Source organism: Streptomyces sp. NPDC002276, assembly GCF_053891435.1.
Genome location: NZ_JBSFCQ010000002.1, coordinates 595176 through 618444 on the forward strand (window position 1 = coordinate 595176; position 23269 = coordinate 618444).

Here is a 23269-nt window from a genome sequence, read left to right on the forward strand (position 1 = left end):
CATGGGACGGTACGTCGTCCGGCGTCTGCTGCAGATGGTCCCGGTCTTCATCGGCGCCACCCTGCTGATCTTCCTGATGGTCAACGTGATGGGCGACCCCATCGCGGGCCTGTGCGGAGACCGGCAGTGCGACCCGGCGACGGCCGCCCAGCTCAAGCGGGAGTTCGGCCTCGACAAGCCCGTGTGGCAGCAGTACCTGACCTACATGGGGAACGTCTTCACCGGTGACTTCGGTACGGCGTTCAACGGCCAGAAGGTCACCGAGCTGATGTCGACCGCGTTCCCCGTCACCATCCGGCTGACCGTCGTGGCGATCGTCATCGAGGTCGTCGTCGGCATCGCGCTCGGGGTGATCACGGGCCTCAAGCGCGGCCGCCCGATCGACACCGGCGTGCTGCTGTTGACCCTCATCGTCATCTCCATCCCGACCTTCGTCACCGGTCTGCTGCTGCAACTGCTGCTGGGCGTGGAGTGGGGCTGGATCAAGCCGTCGGTGTCCACGGACGCGACGTTCAGCGAACTGATCGTGCCCGGGCTGGTCCTGGCCTCGGTCTCACTCGCCTACGTCACCCGGCTGACCCGGACGTCCATCGCGGAGAACCGCCGCTCCGACTACGTCCGTACCGCGGTCGCGAAGGGCCTGCCGAGACGTCGAGTGATCATCCGCCACCTGCTCCGCAACTCACTCATCCCGGTCGTCACGTTCATCGGCACCGACATCGGCGCCCTGATGGGCGGCGCGATCGTCACCGAGCGGATCTTCAACATCCACGGCGTCGGCTTCCAGCTCTACCAGGGGATCGTCCGGCAGAACACGCAGACCGTGGTCGGCTTCGTGACGATCCTCGTCCTGGTCTTCCTGGTCGCGAATCTCCTCGTAGACCTCCTCTACGCCGTACTCGACCCGAGGATCCGCTATGCCTGAGCAGCCGTTCGAACCGGAGCGCGCCATCGCCGGGACCGGCATGGGCGGCGCGATGGACCTCGCCACGAGCGAGGCGGAGACCCTGGAGAAGACCCCTGGGGGACCGCAGGGCACGGGCCCCCAGGAGAAGCCCCGCTCCCTCTGGTCCGACGCCTGGCGGGACCTGCGCCGCAACCCCGTCTTCATCATCTCCGCGCTCGTCATCCTCTTCCTGATCGTCATCTCCCTCTGGCCGTCCCTGATCGCCTCAGGCAACCCCCTCAAGTGCGACCTCGCAAAGGCCCAGGAGGGCTCCCAGCCGGGCCATCCCTTCGGCTACGACGGCCAGGGCTGCGACGTCTACACGCGCACGGTCTACGGCACCCGTACGTCGGTGACGGTCGGCGTCCTCGCCACACTCGGCGTCGCGATCTTCGGCTCGGTGCTGGGCGGACTCGCGGGCTTCTTCGGCGGAATCTGGGACTCGATCCTGTCCCGCCTCACCGACATCTTCTTCGCGATCCCGGTGGTCCTCGGCGGCCTGGTCCTACTCTCCGTGGTCACCAGCAACACGGTCTGGCCGGTCATCGGCTTCATGGTGCTGCTCGGCTGGCCGCAGATCTCCCGCATCGCCCGCGGCTCGGTCATCACGGCCAAACAGAACGACTACGTCCAGGCCGCGCGAGCCCTCGGCGCCTCCAACTCCCGCCTCCTGCTACGGCACATCACCCCGAACGCGGTCGCCCCGGTGATCGTCGTGGCCACCATCGCGCTCGGCACGTACATCTCCCTGGAGGCGACCCTGTCCTACCTCGGCGTGGGCCTGAAGCCCCCCACGGTCAGCTGGGGCATCGACATCTCCTCGGCCTCCGCCTACATCCGCAACGCCCCCCACATGCTCCTCTGGCCGGCCGGAGCCCTCGCGATCACCGTCCTCGCGTTCATCATGCTCGGCGACGCGGTACGCGACGCCCTTGACCCGAAGTTGAGGTGACGGCGTGCTGACGCTGGAAGTGCGTGGTGTGGGGCGGGAGTTGCCGGGTGGGTCGGGTGCTCGGTGTGCTCCGGCAGGGGCGGCCCGAGGCGCGGTCGGGGTCGGTGTGTTCGGCGGCGCTGTGTGCGGTGCCCCTGATGCGAAGGTGAGGTGACCGGCGTCGTGCTGCTCGAAGTGCGGGATCTGCACGTGGAGTTCAGGACCAGGGACGGGGTCGCCAAGGCCGTCAACGGGGTCAACTACAGCGTGGACGAGGGGGAGACCCTTGCCGTGCTGGGGGAGTCGGGGTCCGGGAAGTCCGTGACCGCGCAGGCTGTCATGGGGATTCTCGATGTGCCGCCGGGGAAGATCACCGGCGGGGAGATCCTCTTCCGGGGCAAGGATCTGCTGAAGTTCAAGGAAGAGGAACGGCGCAAGGTCCGCGGTGCCGAGATGGCGATGATCTTCCAGGACGCGCTGTCCTCGCTCAACCCCGTGCTCTCCGTGGGCGACCAGCTCGGCGAGATGTTCGTCGTGCACAGGGGGATGTCGCGGAAGGACGCGCGCGCCAAGGCCGTCGAGCTGATGGAGCGGGTGCGGATCCCGGCCGCCAAGGAGCGCGTCCGCGACTACCCGCACCAGTTCTCCGGCGGTATGCGCCAGCGCATCATGATCGCGATGGCGCTCGCCCTCGAACCGGCCCTCATCATCGCCGACGAACCGACCACCGCCCTCGATGTCACCGTCCAGGCCCAAGTCATGGACCTGCTGGCCGAGTTGCAGCGCGAGCTCAACATGGGGCTCATCCTCATCACCCACGACCTCGGAGTCGTGGCCGACGTGGCCGACAAGATCGCCGTCATGTACGCCGGGCGGATCGTCGAGTCCGCCCCCGTCCACGACATCTACAAGTCCCCGGCACATCCGTACACCCGCGGTCTGCTCGACTCCATCCCGCGCCTGGACCAGAAGGGCCAGGAGCTCTACGCCATCAAGGGCCTGCCGCCGAACCTGATGCACATCCCGCCCGGCTGCGCCTTCAACCCCCGCTGTCCGATGGCCCAGGACGTGTGCCGGACCGACGAACCACCCCTGCACGAGGTGGACGAACACCGGGGCAGCGCCTGTCACTTCTGGAGGGAGTGCCTCAATGGTTGAGTCAACAGTTGAGCCGATCCTGGAAGTGACCGGACTGGTCAAGCACTACCCGTTGACCCAGGGCATCCTGTTCAAGAAACAGGTCGGTGCCGTCAAGGCCGTCGACGGTGTCGACTTCACGCTCAACAGAGGAGAGACCCTCGGCATCGTCGGGGAGTCCGGCTGCGGCAAATCAACTGTTGCCAAGATGCTGGTCAATCTGGAGCGGCCGACCGAAGGCTCGATCAAGTTCAAGGGCGAGGACATCAGCAAGATGTCCGGCCGCGCCCTGAAGGCCGCCCGCCGCAACATCCAGATGGTGTTCCAGGACCCGTACACCTCCCTCAACCCCCGGATGACGGTCGGCGACATCATCGGGGAGCCGTACGAGATCCATCCCGAGGTGGCGCCGAAAGGCGACCGGCGCAAGAGAGTTCAGGATCTGCTGGACGTGGTCGGGCTCAACCCCGAGTACATCAACCGCTATCCGCACCAGTTCTCCGGCGGCCAGCGCCAACGCATCGGTATCGCACGGGGGTTGGCGCTGCGCCCCGAGGTCATCGTCGCCGACGAACCGGTCTCCGCGCTCGACGTCTCCGTACAGGCCCAGGTCATCAACCTCCTCGACCGCCTCCAGGACGAGTTCGACCTCTCCTACGTCTTCATCGCCCACGACCTGTCGATCGTCCGGCACATCTCGGACCGGGTCGGGGTGATGTACCTCGGCCGGATCGTGGAGATCGGTAGCGACGAGCAGATCTACGACCACCCGACGCACCCGTACACCCAGGCGCTGCTGTCCGCCGTCCCGGTGCCCGACCCGGACGCGCGGGAGCACCGGGAGCGGATCATCCTGTCCGGCGACGTGCCGTCCCCGACGAACGTCCCGTCCGGCTGCCGCTTCCGCACCCGCTGCTGGAAGGCCCAGGAACGCTGCTCGCTTGAGGTGCCGCTGCTCGCCGTACCGGCCGAGTTCCGGCTCGCGAGCGGGCCCACGGCCCACGACTCGGCCTGTCACTTCGCGGAGGAGAAGACGGTCGTACCGAAGGACGAGACCCCTGCGGAACCGACGGACGATCTTGGGAATGGGGCGGAATAAGGGGGCAAACAGGTATCAACCGCGTTAACACGCAGGCAACTCGGCCGACCCGATCTCGATATACGGACGCGTCAACCTGAACAACGTACGGCCGTGCGGGTGCCGTAAACGGACCGGGGCGCGCCATGTCGCCCCGGTCCGTTGCCCGTTGTCAGCGGGCGAGGCCCAACGAACGCCGTAGGAAGTCCAGTTGCAGGAGCAGCAGGTTCTCCGCGACCGCCTCCTGCGGGGTCATGTGCGTCACCCCGGAGAGGGGGAGCACCTCGTGCGGGCGGCCGGCCGCGAGCAGGGCCGAGGACAGGCGCAGGGAGTGGGCGACCACCACGTTGTCGTCCGCGAGGCCGTGGACGATCAGCATCGGGCGGTGCGGTTCCGCCGCGTCCACCAGGCCCGCGTCGTCGATCACGGAGTTGCGCCGGTAGACCTCGGGCTGCTCCGCCGGGTGCCCGATGTACCGCTCCTGGTAGTGGGTGTCGTACAGGCGTAGGTCGGTGACCGGTGCGCCGACGACCGCCGCGTGGAAGACGTCGGGGCGGCGCAGCGCGGCGAGGGCGGCCAGGTAGCCGCCGAACGACCAGCCTCGGATCGCGACCCGGCCGAGGTCGAGCGGGAAGTCGGCCGCGAGCGCCTGGAGCGCGTCGATCTGGTCCTCCAGGACGACCGCCGCGATGTCGTCCCTGATCGCCTTCTCCCACGCCGGTGAGCGGCCCGGTGTGCCCCGGCCGTCGGCGACGAGCACCGCGAAACCCTGGTCGGCGAACCACTGCGAGGTGAGGTGCGCGTTGTGCGCGGCGACCACCCGCTGACCGTGCGGACCGCCGTACGGGTCCAGCAGAACCGGGAGCGGGCCGGCGCCGTCGTAGTCCCGTGGCATAAGCAGGGCGCACGGGACGCGCCGTGCGCCCCCCTCGGTGAACGTGATGCGCGGGGACATTCCCGGATCTTCGGCGTACGACGCGATCGTCACCGTCTTCTTGCCCTCGCGCAGCACCTGGACCCGCGTGCCCGGCCGGTCCGGCACCGCCGACAGCAGTACGGTCACGCCCCCGGCGCGCACCGCCGAGTGCACGCCGGGCTCCTGCGAGACGCGCTCCAAGCCGAGTTCGCTGACCCGGTAGACATGCACCTCGCCGATCTCCGGGGCGGGCGCGTCCTCGCCCGCCGAGGCCGCGACCAGCACATTGTCGTCCGAGACGTCCAACACCGCGCGGACGTGCAACTGCGGTCCGGTGAGCAGGCGTTCGCCGACCGCGAGCACCCGGGCGCCCCCCTCGTCGGCGACCCGCACGAGCCGCCCGGAGGGGCTCCAGCACGGCACACCGGGGAAAAGATCAAGCCAAACTGGATCTTCGTCGGCGTGCACCATCCGGGTCGCCCCGGTGTCCGGGTCCACGGCCAGGAACAGCTGACTGCGCTGGTCCCGGGCCTGCACGAGCAGCAGTGGCGCACCCGCCGCTGACCAGTGCACTCGCGCCAGATACGGGTACCGCGCCCGGTCCCAGACGACCTCCGTGCGCACCCCGTTCAACGCGATCACATACAGCCGTACCTCCGCGTTGGCCATCCCCGCCGCCGGATACGCGACCCGCCGCGGCTCGCGCTCCGGGTGGGCCGGGTCAGCGATCCACCAGCGCCGCACCGGCGTGTCGTCAGCGCGGGCGACCAGCAGCCGGTCCGAGTCCGGCGACCACCAGAAGCCGCGGTTACGGCTCATCTCCTCGGCCGCGATGAACTCGGCCAGCCCATAGGTGACTTGATCCGACTCCGGCTCGGCGAGCGCCCGGTCGTCCTCGCCCTCGGCTCCCACGACCCGCAGGGCGCCGCCGGTGACATAGGCGATGTGCCGTCCGTCGGGGGCCGGGCGGGGGTCGATCACCGGCCCGGGGACGGTGAGTTCACGTGCCGTGCCGGTCTGCAACTCGGCCGTGAAAAGCCGCCCTGACAAGGCGAAAGACGCCAACTCGACCGCGCTGTCGGTGGCGTAGCCGACGATCCCCGCACCGCCCTCGCGGGCCCGCTCGCGACGCGCCTGCTCCTCGGTCGAGAGGTGCTCCGAGGCGCCGCCCAGGAGGGCGCTCGGGTCGGCCGCGACGCGCTCCTCGCCGCCCGCCGGGTCGAGGACCCACAGCGAGTTCGCGCGGTCCGTGCCGGAGGAGGAGCGCAGGAACACGACCCGGGAACCATCGGGCGCCACGCTGAGAGCGCGCGGCGCGCCGAGCGTGAACCGCTGGGTGCGGGCGTGCCGTCGGGGGAAGGAGTCAGCCTCGGTCGTCATGCCCCGACCATATTGGCCATGCGCCCCCTTGTGCGGCTGTGCGCCGCGCGATGCGCGAGCGCGGATAGTTATGATCACTGGCGTTGCGTGGGTATGAACCTGCTGGCTGCTGTATGGATTTGCTCTACGGATCCACGCCATGGATCCATTGCCCCCATAGTCCGACCCCCCTAGTCCCTGGGATCATTGGAGGTGAGCCGCCGTGGCACTCTCGATTTCGGCGGTGGTGCTGCTGGCGATCGTCGTCTTCCTTCTGGTCAAGAAATCAGGGCTGAAGGGCGGACACGCGGTCGTCTGTGTCCTCCTCGGGTTCTATCTGGCCTCCTCGACCATCGCGCCCACGATCAGCGATCTCACGACGAACATCGCGAGCATGATCGGCAGCATCAAGTTCTGACGGCCCCCCTTTAGGGTGGGCACATGACCGAACCGCCCACCCGTCGTCTGTTGCTGGTGCACGCGCATCCGGACGACGAGTCGATCAACAACGGCGCGACCATGGCCAAGTACGCGGCCGAGGGTGCGCACGTGACGCTGATCACGTGCACCCTCGGTGAGCGCGGCGAGGTCATCCCGCCCGAGCTGCGGCAGTTGACGGGTGCCGCGCTCGGGAAACACCGGGCGGTCGAGCTCGGGGCCGCGATGGGCGAGCTGGGAGTCGGTGACTTTCGTCTCCTGGGCGGCGCGGGTCGCTACCAGGACTCCGGGATGATGGGCACCCCGGACAACGACGACCCCGACTGCTTCTGGCAGGCCGACGTCGACGAGGCCGCCGAGTACCTCCTTGAGGTGATCCGCGAGGTACGCCCGCAGGTCCTGGTCACCTACGACCCCGACGGCGGCTACGGCCATCCGGACCACGTCCAGGCCCACCGCGTCGCCATGCGGGCCGCCCAACTCGCCGCCGACGCCGGGCAGTCGATCGCCAAGGTCTACTGGAACCGCGTGCCCCGGACCGTCGTGGAGGAGGGTTTCGCACGGCTACGCGACGCGCTGCCGGAGCTTCCCTTCGCCGAGACCGCCGCCGTGGACGACGTACCGGGTGTCGTGGACGACGAGCGGATCACCACCGTGATCGACGGCAGCGCCCACGCCGCCGCCAAGACCGCCGCGATGCGCGCGCACGCCACCCAGATCGAAGTCGCCCCGGACGAGCCGTACTTCGTGCTCTCCAACTACCTCGCGCAGCCGATCCTCACCACCGAGTACTACGAGTTGGTCCAGGGCGAGGCCGGCGGCCCGGCGCCCGAGACCGACCTCTTCGAAGGGCTGGGCCTGTGATGAGTGCGAACAACGGTGTGAGTCTGCTCGCCCAGCCGCTGCAACGGCCTTCCGGGCCAAGGGTGTTGGCCTACCTCGGGCTCTTCGTGCTCGGCGCGGTCGTCGGGGCGGCGGGGGCGCTGGTGCAGGGCGGCTGGTTCCCCGGAGGGCTGCTGCTCGCGCTCGCCGGAGCGGGCGGACTCTTCCTCGGCGGGGCGAGAGCGGTCGGCGGGAGAGGCGGGGCGGTGGCGCCCGCGGCCGGCTGGATGATCGCCGTCATTCTGCTCACCGCCAGCCGTCCGGAGGGCGACTTCCTGTTCGGCGCGGGAGTCGGTTCCTACCTCTTCCTGCTCGGCGGAATGGCTCTAGCTGTGATCTGCGCCACGTTGGGTTTGGGGCGGCAACCAAGCAGCCCTGACGTCCGACTTGGCAAGTGACGTACCACTTCGCGGTGACGCGCGCGTGCGAGTCCGGTGTGGGTTTCCCCAGCGGCCGTGGGATACCGCCAAGAAGTGGCCAGTATGGTGGTGCGCGCCGCCGAGTCGCCCGTGGGTGTCGGGCGGCGGAGCCAACCGGGAGAACCTGCCTTGAGTCGTGAAACTGACACTCCGTCCTCCGGGCCCGACGGGCGCGGCGGAGCCGCTTACCCCTCGGGGACCCCGCCGTACGGGACGCCGGCGGCTTCCGACGACCGTACGGATGCGGGGCGTTCGGCCGCGCAGCCGGAGGAACGCAAGACCGAGACGACGCTGACGACCCGGATCCGGATCAACATCCCCGGATCGCGGCCCATTCCACCGGTCGTCGTGCGCACGCCCGTCGCGGACAGCGAGTCCGCCGACGGGTCCATGACCGCCGAGACACAGCTGCCGAGTTCCGCGCTGCCCACGGGCGTCGTCGAACCGACCGCCGAACTCGCCCTGCCCACGCCCGAGGAGAAGACCAGCGACTGGTTCGCGCCACGCAAGTCCGGCCCCGCGAAGGGCGGTCCGGGCGGTGGCGGCACCAACGGCGCCGGAATTCCCGGCGGTTCGGCCGCCGGAAACCCGAGCGCCCCGCCCGCGGGTACGCCCGGCGGTACGCGGCCGACCGGTGGCCGGCCCGGCGGTGTCGTCGGAGCGATGGGCCTGCCGAGCGCTTCCCGGCCGGGCGGGGCCAACGGCTCCACGAACGGTGCCGGGTTCGCCGGTGCCACCGGCGGCGGACCCGTGGCCCCCGGGCACGGCGGCGGCACCGGCTCCTTCGACGTGACCGAGGCGCTGGCGGCGGGCTCGCTGGGCAACGGCACCCGTCCGAACGGCGGCCCCGGCGAACCGCGCCGCGACGACCTGCCGTACTTCTCGGAGAACGGCCAGGGTGTCCAGGGCGGCGGCCAGCAGGGCGGTTTCCCCGGGCCCGGCGGCCAGGGTGCCCAGGGCGGCTACCCCGACACGAACGGCCAGGGTTTCCCCGGAACCGGGACCAACGGTCACGGCGCACACATCGAGCAGTTCCCCGGACCCGACGGCCAGGGCATGGGCCCCGGCGGCCCGGGCGGTCCCGGTGGACCCAGCGGTTTCAACGGCCCGAACGGGCACGGCGGTCCGGGCGGCCCTCAAGGTCCCGCGGGCCCGACCGGCGGCCCGGTCACCGGCGACGGTCTGATGCTGCCGCCCGGCCCCATGGGCGGAGCACCGGGTGCCTCCGGCGCGCCGATCGGCTACGCGGACGGCCCGGGCGGCCCGGCCAACGGCCCCGGCGGCCCGGGCGCGCCCTCCGGCCGACACGGCGGACGCGGCAGGGGCCAGGGCGGTCCCGGTCCCGGTGGTCCCGGCGCAGGCCCCGGTGGTCCCGGCGCAGGCACTGGTGGCCCCGCCATGGGTCTCAGCGGTCCCGGCACGGCCGGCGGTGCGAGTCTCCCCGGCATGATCCCCGGCGGCGGACTCAGCGACGACACCGCGATCCTCACCCCGCAGCAGCTGGCCCCCGGGCCCGGCATGTCCGGCTACGGCGCTCCCGCCGACCAGGTTTCCGGACACACCGTCACCAGCGGGATGCCGGTCGTCCCGGGCAACGGCACCGCGCCGTTCGGCACGGGCACCCACCCGGACGGACCGCTGCCGCACACGCCCCCCAAGCTGCCCGAGCCCGGCTCGGCACAGAGCGCGCCCGCCGCCAAGAACGCGGGCAAGAACGCGGGCAAGAACGCGGGCAAGAGCGCGGCGAAGAAAAAGAAGAAGGGCCGCAGCAAGCTGGTCCTGCTCGCCGTCGGCGTGATCGTCATCGGGGGCGGTGCCTACTGCGCCGGGCTGCTGATGAACCACACCGACGTGCCCAAGGGCACCACCGTGCTCGGCGTCGACATCGGCGGCGGTACCCGTGACGACGCCGTCAAGAAGCTCGACGACGCGTTCGGCGACCGCGTGAACAAGCCGCTGAAGTTGTCGGTCGGCGGCAAGACGGTCTCGCTGAAGCCGGACCAGGCGGGGCTGCAGTTCGACTTCGCGACCACCGTCAGCAAGGCCGCCACCAGCGACTACAACCCGGTCTCCGTGATCGGTTCGCTCTTCGGCCAGCACCGGGTCGTCCAGCCCGAGATGCCGACCGACGAGGAGAAGCTCCAGGCCGCCCTCACGAACCTCGGCGGCTCCGGGGCCGGCGCGGTGACCGAGGGCACGATCCAGTTCACGTCGGGCAAGGCGGTCGCCGTCTACGGCAAGGCGGGCAAGGCCATCGACGCGGCGGGCTCCGTCACGGCCGTGGAGGAGGCGTACCGCACCGAGGTGGAGACCAACACGGCCACCACGGTGACGGTCCCGACGACCACGAAGCAGCCGACGATCACCAACGCCGAGGTCGACCGCGAGATGAAGGCCTTCGCGGAACCCGCGATGTCCGGCTTCGCCACGGTCAAGACGGACACCGGCGTCACGCTGCTGCTCAGCCCGAAGAACTCCCTGTGGAAGTTCCTCAAGGTCAAGGCCGTGAACGGCAAGCTCACCGACAGCCCCGACCTGGCCGCCCTCAAGGACCTCTACGGCAACCTCTTCGACGACGTCAAGATCACCCGCGCCACCGGCCAGAAGACGGCCGTCACACCGCAGGAGGTCTACCTCGCCCTGCGCGGTGCCCTGATCAGCAAGACCAACCGGGTGGGGATCATCGACACGACCCCCAACTAGCGCACGCTCGAAGAACCGAGGGGGCATCCGGCACAGCGCCGGGTGCCCTCTCGGCGTTCGGCATCCCCCTCGGCGTATGGCATCCCCCTCGGCGTATGGCATCTCCTCGGTCGTACGACATGACATCTGTCATGCGCGACACCGGACCGCCGACACTGCCGGGGACCGGCTCCCGGCGGCGACGATGGGTGCCATGACGACAACAGCGGCGACCACCGCCACCCCGGTGGTCGGGTTCGACCAGGTGAGCAAGAGCTACGGCGACGTCCGGGCCGTCGACGGACTGTCGCTCGTGCTGCACCCGGGGGAGACGGTGGCCCTGCTGGGTCCGAACGGGGCGGGCAAGTCGACCACCCTCGATCTGCTCCTCGGCCTCAAGCAGGCCGACACCGGCAAGGTCAGCGTCTTCGGCACCAGCCCCCGTGAGGCGATCGTCGCCGGGCGGGTGGGCGCGATGCTTCAGAGCGGCGGGCTGATGGACGAGGTGACGGTCGGTGAACTGGTCAAGCTGGCCTGCGACTTGCACCCCAAGCCGTACAAGGTCGCCGATGTGATCGCCCGCGCGGGCATCGCCCAGATCGCCGACCGCAAGGTCAACAAGCTCTCCGGAGGCCAGGCGCAGCGCGTCCGCTTCGCCCTCGCGACCGCAGGCGACAGCGATCTGATCGTCCTCGACGAGCCGACCACCGGCATGGACGTCTCCGCCCGGCAGGCCTTCTGGGCCACCATGCGCGAACAGGCCGACCAGGGCCGTACGGTCCTCTTCGCCACCCACTACCTCGAAGAGGCCGACGCCATCGCGGACCGCGTCCTGGTCCTGCACCGCGGCCGACTGCTCGCCGACGGCACCTCCGCCGAGATCAAGGCGAAGGCGGGCGCCCGCCGGATCGCCTTCGACCTGGACGGCGAGATCGACGAGGCACCGCTGCGGTCCTTGCCCTTCCTCACCACCATCGACATCAGTGGCTCCACGATCCGCATCCAGTCCACCGACGCCGACGCGACCGTCCACGCGCTCTACGGCCTCGGCGTCTACCCCCGCAACCTCGAAGTCGCCGGACTCGGCCTGGAGCAGGCCTTCGTCGCCATCACCACCGCCGAGGAGGCCAAGCAGTCATGAACAGCCTGATAAAACTGGAACTCACCCGCGCCCTGCGCAACCGCAAGTTCCTGTTCTTCTCGGTGATCTACCCCTCGGTGATCTTCCTGCTGGTCTCCAACCAGACGGGCACGGTCGACGGCACCGGCCTGAGCATCGCGAAGTACGTCATGGTCTCCATGGCCTCCTTCGGCGCCCTGACCGCCGTCCTGATGGGCAACAGCGAGCGCATCGCCAAGGAGCGGGAGAACGGCTGGGTACGGCAGTTGCGGCTGACCCCGCTGCCCGGGCGTGGCTACGTCCTCGCCAAGACCGCCAGCGCCGCCGTGGTCAGCCTGCCGTCCATCGTGGTCGTGTTCATCGTCGCCGCCGTGCTGAAGGACGTACGGCTGGAGGCCTGGCAGTGGCTCGCGCTGACCGGCGCGATCTGGGCCGGCAGCCTGGTCTTCGCCGCGCTCGGAGTCGCCATCGGCTACCTCGCCTCCGGGGACGCGGTCCGCCCGATCACGATGATCGTCTACTTCGGACTGTCCATCCTCGGCGGCCTCTGGTTCCCGTCCACGACCTTCCCGACCTGGCTCCAGGACATCGCGAAGTGGCTGCCCACGCACGCGTACGCTGCGCTGGGGCAGGCCATCGAGCAGAGCCGGTCGCCCCACGCCAAGGACATCACCCTCCTCGTCGTCTACTTCGCGCTCTTCGCGGGCGGGGCGGCCTGGCTGTACCGGAAGGACACGCTGAAGGCGTGAGCGCGATGACGGAGGACCCGCGGTCAGAGGAGGAGGCCCGGGCGGACCGGCTGGTGCGGATCGGCCAGCCGCCCCGCAACCGTTCCGAGGCGATGCGCAAGCTGGTGTGGGTGGTGCCATGGCTGGTCTTCCTCAGCGCGCCGGTGCACGATCTGACGTCCGGCCGCCACACCACCCTGGCCACGGCGGCCGGCTGGGTGGGCTGGACGGCCTTCGTCGCGGCCTACCTGGCCGTCGTCTTCCGCACCATGGGCCGCCCCTACGCCGGCTGGACCGTCGCCGCCCTGGTCGCCCTGCTCGGCGTCCTCGCCACCACCCTGGCCCTCACCCTCGGCGGCTCCTGGATCGGCCTCTTCGTCTACGTCTCCGTCTCCTGCGGGGTGGCCCTCCCGCTGCGCGCCGCGTACTGGACGATCCCGCTGACCACCGCGGCCATGATGCTGACCGGCTGGCACGCCCACGACCTGGACGACGCCTGGGGCCTGTTCCTGGTGGTGCTGCTCATCGGCTACTCCATGACGGGAGTACGGCAACTCGTGCGCACGACGGTCGAGTTGCGCAAGGCGAGGGCCACGGTCGCCCAACTGGCCGCGAACGAGGAGCGGTTGAGGCTGGCCCGGGACCTGCACGACCTGCTGGGCCACTCCCTCTCCCTGATCACCCTGAAGAGCGAGTTGGCCGGGCGGATGCTCCCCGACCACCCCGACAAGGCGGCCCAGCAGGTCGCCGACATCGAACAGGTCAGCCGCCAGGCCCTGGTGGACGTCCGCGAGGCGGTCACCGGCTACCGCCGCCCCCGCCTCCCCGGCGAACTCGCGGGCGCCCAGGTCGCGTTGACGGCGGCCGGCGTCACGGCCGACCTCCCCGCCGAACCGGACCTCACCGACGTCCCCGAGGACAGCGAGTCCGCCCTCGCCTGGGCCCTGCGCGAGGCGATCACCAACGTCGTACGGCACAGCGGCGCCCAGCGCTGCGTCGTCGAACTGATCCGACGCCAGACCCTCGACGGCCCGATGCTCGAACTCTCCGTCGAGGACAACGGCTCGGGCGGTTCCGGCAAGGGCCCCGGCAACGGTCTGACGGGCCTCACCGAACGCCTCGCCAAGGTCGGCGGCTCCCTGGAGACGACCCGCCTCAAACACGGCTTCCGGCTGGTCGCACGGGTGCCCGCGGGCGTTCCGGTCGCATCGGCGGACGTAGGATCGCCCGCATGAGCCGTACGATCAAGGTCCTCCTCGCCGAGGACCAGTCGATGGTCCGCGAGGCACTGGCCGCACTGCTCGGTCTGGAGGACGACATCGAGGTCGTCGCCCAAGTGGCGCGCGGCGACGAGGTGTTGGCGGCGGCCCGGGAACACGCGGTGGACGTGGCGCTCCTCGACATCGAGATGCCCGGCTGCACCGGCATCGAGGCGGCGGCCCAGGTCCACAAGTCGCTGCCCGCGGTGAAACTGGTGGTCCTGACGACCTTCGGCCGCCCCGGCTACCTCCGCAGCGCGATGGAGGCGGGCGCCGACGCGTTCCTGGTGAAGGACGCCCCGGCGGCCCAACTGGCGGAAGCGGTGAGGAAGGTGCTGGCGGGCGAGCGTGTCATCGACCCCACGCTGGCGGCGGCGGCGCTGGCAGAGGGCGCCAACCCACTGACGGACCGCGAGCGCGAGGTCCTGCGGGCAGCGGCGGACGGTTCGACGAACGCCGAACTGGCAAAGGCCCTTCACCTGTCCCAGGGGACGGTCCGCAACTACCTCTCGACGGCTATTCAGAAACTGGCGGTGAGGAACAGGGCGGAGGCGGTGCGGGCGGCAAGGGAAAAGGGCTGGCTGTAAAAACGCACGCCAGGCCCGATTCTTCTAAGGGCGCGGGGCTGTATCGATTTGCGGCTCCGCCGCGTGGGCGCGACCAGCCCCAACGCACCGCACTCGCCAGCTCAGTTCAGCCTGGCCCTAGCTGATTGCGCCTGCCCCCGCACTCGATCAGCAGCAGGTTCATCCACCACCGCCACCACCTCCGCATACGCCTCCAACTCGGCCGCCCCCGTGAGGAAATCCCCCCGCTCAACCAGCAGTTGAGCCCGCTCATACCGCAACCGAGCCGAATGCGAGGGCAACAGCAACGCCAACTCGACGGCCCACAGGGCGACATCCGACCGTTCCGGCCGAGCCGCGGCCCACGCCCGGACGTTGTTCAGGACACGCGAAACAACCTCCAGCGGCGCCGCGGGCACAAGCATCGAGGGCTCCAGCGAAGCGCCCGTCGCCCCCGCGACCAGCAACTCCGCATCGCCGCCCGACAACACCCGCCCCCCGTCGAACGGATCGGCCAGCACCTGTTCCTCCGCCGGTCCGAACCCCACCACGAAGTGCCCCGGCAGGGCGACCCCGTACACGGGTGCCCCCGCCCGCCGGGCGACCTCCATCCACACCACGGACAGCAGGATGGGCAACCCGCGCCGCCGCCGCAGCACCTCGTGCAGCAGCGAGGACCCCAGCCGCTGGTAGTCGCCGGGCGTACCGCGGAACTCGAAGCGGACACCGAGGAGTTGACGCAGCGCGTTCGCCCAGGCGGAGGGCCCGCCGGGGCGGTACGGCAACTGCCCGGCCAGCCGGTCGAGTTCGAGCTGCGCCGCGTCGATGCCCGCGTCGTCCAGCGCCCCGTCCGCCGTCGCCCCCACCAGCAGGCACAGCGTGGTCAGATCGGGCCGTTCGGACCGCGCCTCCTCGGCGAACCAGGCACGTACGTCCGCCGACCGCTCGGGCGACGGGGGAGAGGGACAGGGAACGGGCATGGCGAACTCGAACTCCCTCACGACGAACCGTCGCGGCCGATGTCACCGATGTCACCGTCGCGGCCGATGTCACCGATGTCACCGTCGCGGCCGATGTCACCGATGTCACCGTCGCGGCCGATGCCACCGGTGTCACCGCTGTCATCGGTCGGGGCTGGCTCGCGATAGTGGTGGTAGGCGTGATGCGCCGCGAACCCCATCCCGGAGTACAGGGCCCGCGCCCCCGCGTTGTCCGTCTCGACCTGAAGCCACGCGGCCGACGCGCCCTCCGCCAGCGCCCGCGAGGCCAACGCGGCCATGACGAGCGAGGCCAGCCCCCGCCGCCGTAGCGCAGGATCGACCTCGACGGCGGCGAAACCGGCCCACCGCCCGTCGACGACGCACCGCCCGATCGCGGCGGGCTCGGCACCTTCCCCGGGCACGGTCGCGAACCACACCGAGGGTCCGCCGCCCAGCACCTTCAGGGCCACCTCACTCACCCCCTTGCGCTGATAGCGGGCCAGCCACGCGTCGTCGGCAGCCCGGGAGAGGGCTGCCCCGGCCGGGTCGGCCCGGTCGGCGATCGGGGCCAGCGCCCCGACCCACAGCTCGGCCGTCACCTCACGGGTCCAGCCGCGCCGTTCCAGCTCGGCACAGAGCAGCTCCTGCGTGCCCTCGGCGCCGGTCGCGGTCTGGACGTAGGCGGGCAGGCCGCGGTCGCCGTACCACCGTCGTACGGCGGTGAGCGCCGTGTCGAGAGGCAGACCGGGATCGCCGAGCGGGAGCACGGAGTTGGCGCGGCGGGTGAATCCGGCGGCGGCGCGTAGCTCCCACTCGCCGAGCCGCTCGCTCTCCACGGGCTGCCAGCCGCGCGCGGAGACCTGAGCCAACTCCCGGTACGTCGCCGAAGGCCCCCGCCGACGGGCCGGAGCGGCCGGTACGACCTTGCCCGCCATCAGCGAGGATTCCGAAATATGCACGGACTCCCCACCTTTCCGTGTGATCGTCAGCACACCGCTGTCCCATGATGTGAGAACGCCCACCGTGTCGGTGAACTTCTCCGTCGTGTCTTCAGCACCTGTCAAGCACCTGACGGACACCCGTTTGCCCACGTCAGCGGCGGTGATGCGGACCTCAAGACGTCCGGCCGCAGAGATTTCCACAGGTCAGTTCACCCCTCCTGTATGGATCACGCCCCGGAACGGAGATACTAGGTGCGGGCATGGACGACGCCGCGCTCCAGCGCGCCTGGCGGCGGAGCCAACGGGGCCCGCCAGCGCCCTACCGAGGAGGAACGACAGCGTGACCTACGTCATCGCGCAGCCTTGTGTCGACGTCAAGGACAAGGCGTGCATCGAGGAGTGCCCGGTCGACTGCATCTACGAGGGCTCCCGGTCCTTGTACATCCACCCGGACGAATGCGTCGACTGCGGAGCCTGCGAGCCGGTGTGCCCGGTCGAGGCGATCTTCTACGAGGACGACACTCCTGAGGAGTGGAAGGACTACTACAAGGCGAACGTCGAGTTCTTCGACGAGCTCGGCTCCCCGGGCGGCGCCAGCAAGCTGGGCCTGATCGAGCGCGACCACCCCTTCGTCGCCGCGCTGCCGCCGCAGAACGCGAGCGAGTAAGAGCGGCCCGCACAGACGCGCCGCCTCGGTCCCGTACGGCCTGATCACGCCCGATCAGCGCCCTACGGGACCGAGGCGTTTGCCGTACCGGGCGCACCCGGCGTACCCGGTGTACCGATCGCACCTTGCCGCACCGGCCGCACCGGTCGCATCGAAGAAAGTGAGCGAGTAACCGTGTCCGCAGTCACCGACCGCCTCCCCACCTTCCCCTGGGACAAGCTGGAGCCGTACAAGAAGACGGCGACGGCGCACCCGGGCGGCATCGTCGACCTGTCGGTCGGCACCCCGGTGGACCCGGTCCCCGATCTGATCCAGAAGGCCCTGATCGACGCGGCCGACTCGCCCGGCTACCCCACGGTCTGGGGCACCCCGGCCCTGCGCGACGCGCTCACCGGCTGGGTCGAACGCCGCCTCGGCGCCCGGGACGTCACCCACCACCACGTCCTCCCCATCGTCGGCTCCAAGGAACTCGTCGCCTGGCTCCCCACACAGTTGGGGCTCGGCCCGGGCGACCGCGTCGCCTACCCCCGCCTCGCCTACCCGACGTACGAGGTCGGCGCCCGCCTGGCCCGCGCGGACTACGAGGTCTACGACGACCCGACCACCCTGAACCCCGAGGGCCTGAAGCTCCTGTGGCTCAACTCGCCCTCCAACCCGACCGGCCGGGTGCTCAGCAAGGACGAGCTGACGAGGGCCGTCGCCTGGGCCCGCGAGCACGACGTCCTCGTCTTCTCCGACGAGTGCTACCTCGAACTCGGCTGGGAGGCCGACCCGGTCTCGGTCCTGCACCCGGACGTCAACGGCGGCTCCTACGACGGCATCGTCGCCGTCCACTCCCTCTCCAAGCGCTCCAACCTGGCGGGCTACCGCGCCGCGTTCCTGGCCGGCGACCCGGTGGTCCTGCGCCCGCTCCTGGAGATCCGCAAGCACGGCGGCATGATGACCTCGGCCCCGACCCAGGCGGCCGTCGTGGCGGCCCTCGGCGACGACACCCACGTCCAGGAACAACGCGACCGCTACAAGGCCCGCCGCGCACTGCTGCGCGAAGCGCTGACCGGCCACGGCTTCCGCATCGAACACAGCGAGGCCAGCCTCTACTTGTGGGCGACGAGGGACGAGTCCTGCTGGGACACGGTGGCCCACCTCGCCGACCTCGGCATCCTGGTGGCACCGGGCGACTTCTACGGCGAGGCGGGCGAGAACTTCGTACGAGTAGCGCTGACGGCAACGGACGAGCGAGTAAGGGCAGCTGTAAACAGGCTCAGCTGAAAGTCTTTTGCAGCCCTCACCAGCGGTAAGCCGAAAAGCAACGCGAAAAGGGGCCCAGGGAACTCCCTGGACCCCTTCAACGCAGGGTGCTCAGCCGAGCGGCAGACCCTTGAGGGGCAGCTCCTGAGCCGTCGGCAGCCCACCCTTGGTGACCGCGTCGGTCGGCAACCCGCCACCCGCCGTCGCGGTCTTCGCCGTCTCGCCGAGCAGGCCACCCGCCTGCCCCGCCGTGTCCCCGGCGACGTGCTGCGCGGCCGGAGCCACCGTCTTGGCGACCTTCCCGCCGGTCTTGCCTGCGGCCGGCACCGCCTTCTCCAGCGTCTGGCCACCGGACTTGCCGGCGACCCCCGTGACGTTCTGGCTCGCGCCGTCGACCGTGTTGCCGACGCTCGCCCCGTCCAGGGCGGTCAACGCGCCCAGGTTCGGGGTGGCCGGCAGGGAGGGGGCCGCACTGGCGGAGCCGGCCGCACCGACCCCGGCTGCCGCTCCCGCTGCGACGAGCAGCGCGGCACGGGCGATCCGGCGGGTCAGGGGGAGGGACATGATGCTCCTTGTGTTGATCTCCGGGCTCGGACGCAGTGACTACCGCTCGAAGCGCGCGAAGGTTGCGGAGCGCCAACGTAAAGAGTTGGCAATGCGTCGCATTATCAGCTACGGATAAAAACGGACAAAGGTCGCCCGTCCCGAAAGCCCGTCGAATGCTTGCAGCCCTTTGTTTTCAAGGACTCCGGCGCACCCGAGAGTGACCAGGCGAAAACCTGAGCACCCCCGGCCCCGGATCGACCACGCATGACCCCTACGGGTGAGGACCCGTACTACTGCCCGGTCGGCCCTACTGCCCGGTCGGTCCCTCCGTCTGGATGCGGACGCCGCCCGCGACCTTCGTGCCGGTCGAGTGCCACGGGTCGTTCGCGCTGCCCGCGGCCCACTCGCGACCCGCGTACGACACGCGGTCGATGTGCAGCGCCGAGGAGTTGGCGACCGCCCAGTGCGCGAGCTGCCAGCCGGTCTTCGTGCTGCCCGACCGCACGGGCAGGGTCACCGTGCTGCTCCCGCCCGCCGCACTCGCGCTCGGCGACGGCGTGGCCGCGGTCTTCGTCTTCGTCTTCGACGTGGACGTGCCCTTGGACGTGCCCTTGGAAGTCGTCGCGCCCCCGGTCACCTCCGCGCCGGTCTCCTTGAGCACCTCGCGCCCGAAGTCCCGTACCAGCGCGGCCCGTACGGCGTCCGGGCCGGTGGAGGTCTGTGTGGTGTCCGGGAGGCCCTGGCAGGTCAGCGTGGCGGCCGACTGCCCGGTGAGGGCGGCGGACAGCAGCGTGGCGTCGGGCTCGTGCTTGGCGTACGCCTCCGGGTAACCGCTGCGCTGCACCCGCTGCGCGGCGACCGTGAGAGGGAGCTTCTGGTAGTCGTCCACCTTGGCCAGGTGCTCGTAGAAGACGCTCGCCGCGTACGTCGGGTCCATGACCTGCTTCTCGGTGCCCCAGCCCTGCGAGGGCCGCTGCTGGAACAGGCCGAGCGAATCCCGGTCCCCATGGGTGATGTTGACGAGCTGCGACTCCTGGATCGCGGTCGCCAGCGCGATCGTCACGGCCCGCTCCGGCATACCGCGCCCGGTGCCGACGGCGGCGATCGTCGCCGCGTTCATCGTCTGCTCCTGCGTGAACTCGAACTCCTGGCCGTCGTCCTTCCCGGAGACCACCTTGCAACCGGGGCCGCCCCGGCCGCCGGTGACGTACTGGACGACCAGATAGCCCGCGACCGCGAGCAGCACCACGAAGGCGGCCGAGAACCGGAAGAGGCGACCGCGTCGACGCTTCTTTGGGGTGGGGGACTGCTCAGGCATCCCCACAAGGTAGCGGAGGCTCCTGTTACCGCTGAGCCGGGTGTGGACAAACGGTGGAGACGCCCTTCGCGTTAGGGTCGACGGCATGGCCGATACCCCACTTGACCTCACGTTGGACGCCGCACGCCTCACCGCGCAGCTCGTCGACCTCCCCTCGGAGAGCGGCAGTGAGAAGCCCCTCGCGGACGCCATCGAGACCGCGCTGCGCGCCCTGCCCCACCTGACGGTCGACCGGTACGGCAACAACATCGTCGCGCGCACCGATCTGGGCCGTACGGAACGCGTCATTCTGGCCGGTCACATCGACACGGTCCCGATCGCCGGGAACGTCCCCTCGCGCCTCGACGAGGACGGCGTCCTGTGGGGCTGCGGCACCTGCGACATGAAGTCCGGCGTCGCCGTCCAACTCCGCCTCGCGGCCACGGTCCCGGCCCCCAACCGCGACCTGACGTTCGTCTTCTACGACAACGAGGAGGTCGCCGCCCCGCTCAACGGCCTCAAGCACGTCTCCGAAGCCCATCCCGACTGGCTGGCGGGCGACTTCGCGGTCCTCCTTGAGCCGACGGACGGTCAGGTCGAGGGCGGCTGCCAGGGCACGCTGCGGATGTTCCTCAAGTTCAAGGGTGAACGAGCGCACTCCGCGCGCGCGTGGATGGGCTCCAACGCGATCCACGCCGCCTCCAGGGCACTGGCCAAGCTCGCCGCCTACGAGGCCCGCACGCCGGTCGTGGACGGTCTTCAGTTCCACGAGGGCCTCAACGCGGTACGCGTCGAAGGGGGCGTGGCCACCAACGTCATCCCCGACGCGTGCACCCTGGTGGTCAACTTCCGCTACGCGCCCGACCGTAGCGAGGCGGAGGCGGAGGCCTTCGTGCGCGAGTACTTCGCGGACTGCGGGGTCGACGAGTTCGTCGTCGACGACCACACCGGAGGGGCCCGCCCCGGCCTGACCCACCCGGCCGCGGCGGCCTTCATGGCGGCCGTCGGCGGCGAGGCCCGCCCCAAGTTCGGCTGGACGGACGTGGCCCGCTTCAGCGCCCTGGGAGTGCCCGCGGTGAACTACGGCCCGGGTGCCCAACTCCTCGCCCACAAGGTGGACGAGAGGGTCGAGGCGGCCCTCATCCCCGAGGCGGAGCGGCGGCTGCGGGACTGGCTCACCGCCTGACATCCGTATGTCCCCCCTCCGTAACCCGCGTAGACCTACGCTGAGGTACGAAACACCTGCAAGTGGAGGGAGCGCACATGGCTACAGGCAACCCCGAGGGCAAGCAGCAGCCACCCGAGGAGCAGCGCCTGGGACCGGTCCTCCGGAGGCGCGGTCAGGTGACCGCGAGCACGACCGACCAGCGTCTCCTGGACGCGGGCGGCCCCTCGGACTGGGTCCACACCGACCCGTGGCGCGTACTGCGCATCCAGTCGGAGTTCATCGAGGGCTTCGGCACGCTGGCCGAACTGCCGCCCGCGATCAGCGTGTTCGGCTCGGCCCGCACCAAGCCGGACTCACCGGAGTACGAAGCGGGCGTACGGCTCGGACACGCCCTCGTGGAGGCCGGGTGGGCCGTGATCACCGGCGGCGGCCCCGGAGCCATGGAGGCGGCCAACAAGGGCGCCCTGGAGGCCAAGGGCATCTCCGTCGGCCTGGGCATCGAGCTGCCCTTCGAGCAGGGGCTCAACCCCTACGTCGACATCGGCCTGAACTTCCGTTACTTCTTCGTCCGCAAGATGATGTTCGTCAAGTACGCCCAGGGCTTCGTGGTCCTCCCCGGCGGACTCGGCACCCTCGACGAACTCTTCGAGGCCCTGACCCTCGTACAGACCCAGAAGGTCACCCGCTTCCCGATCGTCCTCTTCGGCAGCGACTACTGGGGCGGCCTCGTCGACTGGCTGAAGAACACGCTGATCGCCCAGGGCAAGGCGTCGGAGAAGGACCTCCTCCTGTTCCACGTGACGGACGACGTGGACGAGGCGGTCGCGCTGGTGTCGAAGGAAGCCGGCCGCTAGAGGTGGTTGTCTTCAGCCCGTCCGGCGTTTGAGGACGAGGCCCCTTCAGGGCCGAAGGGGGGTCTGGGGGCGCAGCCCCCAGGGACGGGACGGGCAGGGGCGGCGGGGGCGAAAGAATCAGGCCAGCCCCCGCCGCGCCACGGCCGGAGGCCGAGTCCCGGCAATGGACGCCACCATGTCCAACACCTGCCGAGTCTCGGCGACTTCGTGCACCCGGTACACCTGCGCCCCCAGCCACGCGGACACCGCCGTGGTCGCGAGCGTCCCGACAACCCGCTCCTTGACCGGCTTGTCGAGCGTCTCGCCCACGAAGTCCTTGTTGGACAGCGACACCAGCACCGGCCACCCCGTGTCGACCATCTCCCCGAGCCGCCGCGTCGCCTCCAGACTGTGCCGCGTGCTCTTCCCGAAGTCGTGCCCGGGATCGATCAGCACCGACTCCCTGGGCACCCCCAGGGAAACGGCCCGCTCGGCGAGTCCCACGGTCACGCGCAGGATGTCGGCCATGACGTCGTCGTACGTCACCCGGTGCGGCCGTGTGCGAGGCTCGGCGCCGCCCGCGTGGGTGCACACCAGGCCCACGCCGTACCGCGCGGCGACCTCCGCGAGCCGGGGATCGACGCCACCCCACGCGTCGTTCAGGAGATCCGCGCCGACCTCGCAGACGGCCTCGCCGACCTCGTGCCGCCAGGTGTCGACGCTGATGACCACGTCCGGGAAGCGGCGCCGCACCTCGGCCACGAAACCGACCGTGCGCCGCGCCTCCTCCTCGGCGGTGACCTCCTCGCCGGGACCGGCCTTGACCCCGCCGATGTCGATGATGGCGGCCCCTTCGGCCACCGCCTGCTCCACGCGCGCGAGGGCGGGCTCGTCGCGGAACGTGGCCCCCTGGTCGTAGAAGGAGTCCGGGGTCCGGTTCACGATCGCCATGATCACCGGCTCGTGCGCGTCGAATTCACGCCTGCCCAGCCTGAGCATCCCCTGTGACCTCTCCTAGTGCCTACCGGTCTTCAGCCGCCTGTGACCCTAACTGTCAGCGTCGCATGGCACGATCGGACCCTGACACATTCGGCTTCGGCACGTCCGACATCGACGCCCGTGGAGACC

At 70.3% G+C, this 23269-nt stretch carries 22 protein-coding genes; 16 read left to right on the forward strand and 6 right to left on the reverse strand.

Going from position 1 to position 23269, the window contains the following annotated elements:
* Position 1: 1 nt before the first annotated feature.
* From ACWIHT_RS07835 to ACWIHT_RS07850, 4 genes are all read left to right on the forward strand, one after another.
* Entirely contained in the window at positions 2-925 is a 924-nt protein-coding gene (locus ACWIHT_RS07835; protein ID WP_456165520.1) for an ABC transporter permease, read from the forward strand.
* Entirely contained in the window at positions 918-1898 is a 981-nt protein-coding gene (locus tag ACWIHT_RS07840) for an ABC transporter permease (RefSeq protein WP_456165522.1), read from the forward strand. Before ACWIHT_RS07835 ends, ACWIHT_RS07840 begins: the two co-directional genes overlap by 8 nt.
* Positions 1899-2060: 162 nt before the next feature.
* Positions 2061-3035, forward strand: coding sequence for an ABC transporter ATP-binding protein (locus ACWIHT_RS07845; protein WP_456166019.1), 975 nt, complete (start codon positions 2061-2063; stop codon positions 3033-3035).
* Positions 3028-4113 (forward strand): ABC transporter ATP-binding protein, encoded by a 1086-nt coding sequence (locus ACWIHT_RS07850; RefSeq protein WP_456165524.1) that lies wholly within the window; start codon positions 3028-3030, stop codon positions 4111-4113. Before ACWIHT_RS07845 ends, ACWIHT_RS07850 begins: the two co-directional genes overlap by 8 nt.
* 151 nt (positions 4114-4264) lie before the next feature.
* Here ACWIHT_RS07850 and ACWIHT_RS07855 read toward each other — a convergent pair whose 3' ends face one another.
* A complete protein-coding gene (locus ACWIHT_RS07855) occupies positions 4265-6388 on the reverse strand; it encodes a prolyl oligopeptidase family serine peptidase (RefSeq protein ID WP_456165526.1) in 2124 nt (707 codons plus the stop codon).
* Positions 6389-6590: 202 nt separating this feature from the next.
* Here ACWIHT_RS07855 and ACWIHT_RS07860 point away from each other — a divergent pair, with 202 nt between their 5' ends.
* From ACWIHT_RS07860 to ACWIHT_RS07895, 8 genes are all read left to right on the forward strand, one after another.
* A complete protein-coding gene (locus tag ACWIHT_RS07860; protein ID WP_019058412.1) occupies positions 6591-6785 on the forward strand; it encodes a hypothetical protein in 195 nt (64 codons plus the stop codon).
* A 23-nt stretch (positions 6786-6808) separates the two neighbouring features.
* Positions 6809-7669 (forward strand): N-acetyl-1-D-myo-inositol-2-amino-2-deoxy-alpha-D-glucopyranoside deacetylase, encoded by an 861-nt coding sequence (gene mshB / locus ACWIHT_RS07865; RefSeq protein ID WP_456165528.1) that lies wholly within the window; start codon positions 6809-6811, stop codon positions 7667-7669.
* Complete coding sequence (locus ACWIHT_RS07870) at positions 7669-8085, forward strand: DUF6113 family protein (protein WP_456165530.1); 417 nt, start codon at positions 7669-7671, stop codon at positions 8083-8085. The genes mshB and ACWIHT_RS07870 overlap by 1 nt, the downstream gene beginning before the upstream one ends.
* Before the next feature lie 150 nt (positions 8086-8235).
* Entirely contained in the window at positions 8236-10809 is a 2574-nt protein-coding gene (locus tag ACWIHT_RS07875) for a hypothetical protein (RefSeq protein WP_456165532.1), read from the forward strand.
* Positions 10810-11002: 193 nt separating this feature from the next.
* Complete coding sequence (locus ACWIHT_RS07880) at positions 11003-11929, forward strand: ABC transporter ATP-binding protein (RefSeq protein ID WP_456165534.1); 927 nt, start codon at positions 11003-11005, stop codon at positions 11927-11929.
* A complete protein-coding gene (locus ACWIHT_RS07885; RefSeq protein WP_359602636.1) occupies positions 11926-12657 on the forward strand; it encodes an ABC transporter permease in 732 nt (243 codons plus the stop codon). Before ACWIHT_RS07880 ends, ACWIHT_RS07885 begins: the two co-directional genes overlap by 4 nt.
* Positions 12654-13871 carry a sensor histidine kinase gene (locus ACWIHT_RS07890; protein ID WP_456165537.1) on the forward strand — a complete coding sequence of 406 codons (1218 nt, stop codon included), beginning with the start codon at positions 12654-12656 and terminating at the stop codon, positions 13869-13871. Before ACWIHT_RS07885 ends, ACWIHT_RS07890 begins: the two co-directional genes overlap by 4 nt.
* The gene (locus ACWIHT_RS07895) at positions 13868-14482 is read left to right on the forward strand and encodes a response regulator (protein ID WP_399114777.1); all 615 of its coding nucleotides are present in this window, start codon (positions 13868-13870) and stop codon (positions 14480-14482) included. Before ACWIHT_RS07890 ends, ACWIHT_RS07895 begins: the two co-directional genes overlap by 4 nt.
* A gap of 101 nt (positions 14483-14583) precedes the next feature.
* Here the strand turns inward: ACWIHT_RS07895 and ACWIHT_RS07900 are convergent, their stop codons facing one another.
* Entirely contained in the window at positions 14584-15441 is an 858-nt protein-coding gene (locus ACWIHT_RS07900; RefSeq protein ID WP_456165539.1) for a transglutaminase family protein, read from the reverse strand.
* A 17-nt stretch (positions 15442-15458) separates the two neighbouring features.
* Positions 15459-16583 carry a GNAT family N-acetyltransferase gene (locus ACWIHT_RS07905; RefSeq protein ID WP_456165541.1) on the reverse strand — a complete coding sequence of 375 codons (1125 nt, stop codon included), beginning with the start codon at positions 16581-16583 and terminating at the stop codon, positions 15459-15461.
* A gap of 139 nt (positions 16584-16722) precedes the next feature.
* On the opposite strand from ACWIHT_RS07905, the gene fdxA reads away from it, so the two are divergent.
* Both fdxA and ACWIHT_RS07915 read left to right on the forward strand, forming a co-directional pair.
* On the forward strand, positions 16723-17049 hold the full coding sequence (gene fdxA / locus ACWIHT_RS07910) for a ferredoxin (RefSeq protein ID WP_456165543.1): 327 nt from the start codon (positions 16723-16725) through the stop codon (positions 17047-17049).
* Positions 17050-17223: 174 nt separating this feature from the next.
* The gene (locus tag ACWIHT_RS07915) at positions 17224-18318 is read left to right on the forward strand and encodes a bifunctional succinyldiaminopimelate transaminase/glutamate-prephenate aminotransferase (protein WP_456165545.1); all 1095 of its coding nucleotides are present in this window, start codon (positions 17224-17226) and stop codon (positions 18316-18318) included.
* Between the two features lie 90 nt (positions 18319-18408).
* On the opposite strand, the gene ACWIHT_RS07920 is transcribed toward ACWIHT_RS07915, so the two are convergent.
* Positions 18409-18861, reverse strand: coding sequence for an ATP-binding protein (locus tag ACWIHT_RS07920; protein WP_262055831.1), 453 nt, complete (start codon positions 18859-18861; stop codon positions 18409-18411).
* 289 nt (positions 18862-19150) lie between these two features.
* Entirely contained in the window at positions 19151-20161 is a 1011-nt protein-coding gene (locus tag ACWIHT_RS07925; RefSeq protein WP_456165547.1) for a heavy metal transporter, read from the reverse strand.
* 85 nt (positions 20162-20246) lie between these two features.
* On the opposite strand from ACWIHT_RS07925, the gene dapE reads away from it, so the two are divergent.
* Positions 20247-21326, forward strand: coding sequence for a succinyl-diaminopimelate desuccinylase (gene dapE / locus ACWIHT_RS07930; RefSeq protein ID WP_456165549.1), 1080 nt, complete (start codon positions 20247-20249; stop codon positions 21324-21326).
* Positions 21327-21403: 77 nt separating this feature from the next.
* The gene (locus ACWIHT_RS07935) at positions 21404-22162 is read left to right on the forward strand and encodes an LOG family protein (RefSeq protein ID WP_019072068.1); all 759 of its coding nucleotides are present in this window, start codon (positions 21404-21406) and stop codon (positions 22160-22162) included.
* Positions 22163-22279: 117 nt separating this feature from the next.
* Here ACWIHT_RS07935 and folP read toward each other — a convergent pair whose 3' ends face one another.
* Entirely contained in the window at positions 22280-23140 is an 861-nt protein-coding gene (gene folP, locus ACWIHT_RS07940; RefSeq protein WP_456165551.1) for a dihydropteroate synthase, read from the reverse strand.
* Positions 23141-23269: the final 129 nt, after the last annotated feature.

Bases quoted from the DNA above. Each gene is read 5' to 3' on its own strand.
- ACWIHT_RS07855 (WP_456165526.1), bottom strand. From the start codon at position 6,388: ATGACGACCGAGGCTGACTCCTTCCCCCGACGGCACGCCCGCACCCAG.
- ACWIHT_RS07880 (WP_456165534.1), top strand. From the start codon at position 11,003: ATGACGACAACAGCGGCGACCACCGCCACCCCGGTGGTCGGGTTCGAC.
- ACWIHT_RS07835 (WP_456165520.1), top strand. From the start codon at position 2: ATGGGACGGTACGTCGTCCGGCGTCTGCTGCAGATGGTCCCGGTCTTC.
- ACWIHT_RS07870 (WP_456165530.1), top strand. From the start codon at position 7,669: ATGAGTGCGAACAACGGTGTGAGTCTGCTCGCCCAGCCGCTGCAACGG.
- dapE (WP_456165549.1), top strand. From the start codon at position 20,247: ATGGCCGATACCCCACTTGACCTCACGTTGGACGCCGCACGCCTCACC.
- ACWIHT_RS07885 (WP_359602636.1), top strand. From the start codon at position 11,926: ATGAACAGCCTGATAAAACTGGAACTCACCCGCGCCCTGCGCAACCGC.
- folP (WP_456165551.1), bottom strand. From the start codon at position 23,140: ATGCTCAGGCTGGGCAGGCGTGAATTCGACGCGCACGAGCCGGTGATC.
- ACWIHT_RS07935 (WP_019072068.1), top strand. From the start codon at position 21,404: ATGGCTACAGGCAACCCCGAGGGCAAGCAGCAGCCACCCGAGGAGCAG.
- ACWIHT_RS07900 (WP_456165539.1), bottom strand. From the start codon at position 15,441: ATGCCCGTTCCCTGTCCCTCTCCCCCGTCGCCCGAGCGGTCGGCGGAC.
- ACWIHT_RS07850 (WP_456165524.1), top strand. From the start codon at position 3,028: ATGGTTGAGTCAACAGTTGAGCCGATCCTGGAAGTGACCGGACTGGTC.
- ACWIHT_RS07920 (WP_262055831.1), bottom strand. From the start codon at position 18,861: ATGTCCCTCCCCCTGACCCGCCGGATCGCCCGTGCCGCGCTGCTCGTC.
- mshB (WP_456165528.1), top strand. From the start codon at position 6,809: ATGACCGAACCGCCCACCCGTCGTCTGTTGCTGGTGCACGCGCATCCG.
- ACWIHT_RS07895 (WP_399114777.1), top strand. From the start codon at position 13,868: ATGAGCCGTACGATCAAGGTCCTCCTCGCCGAGGACCAGTCGATGGTC.
- ACWIHT_RS07925 (WP_456165547.1), bottom strand. From the start codon at position 20,161: ATGCCTGAGCAGTCCCCCACCCCAAAGAAGCGTCGACGCGGTCGCCTC.
- ACWIHT_RS07840 (WP_456165522.1), top strand. From the start codon at position 918: ATGCCTGAGCAGCCGTTCGAACCGGAGCGCGCCATCGCCGGGACCGGC.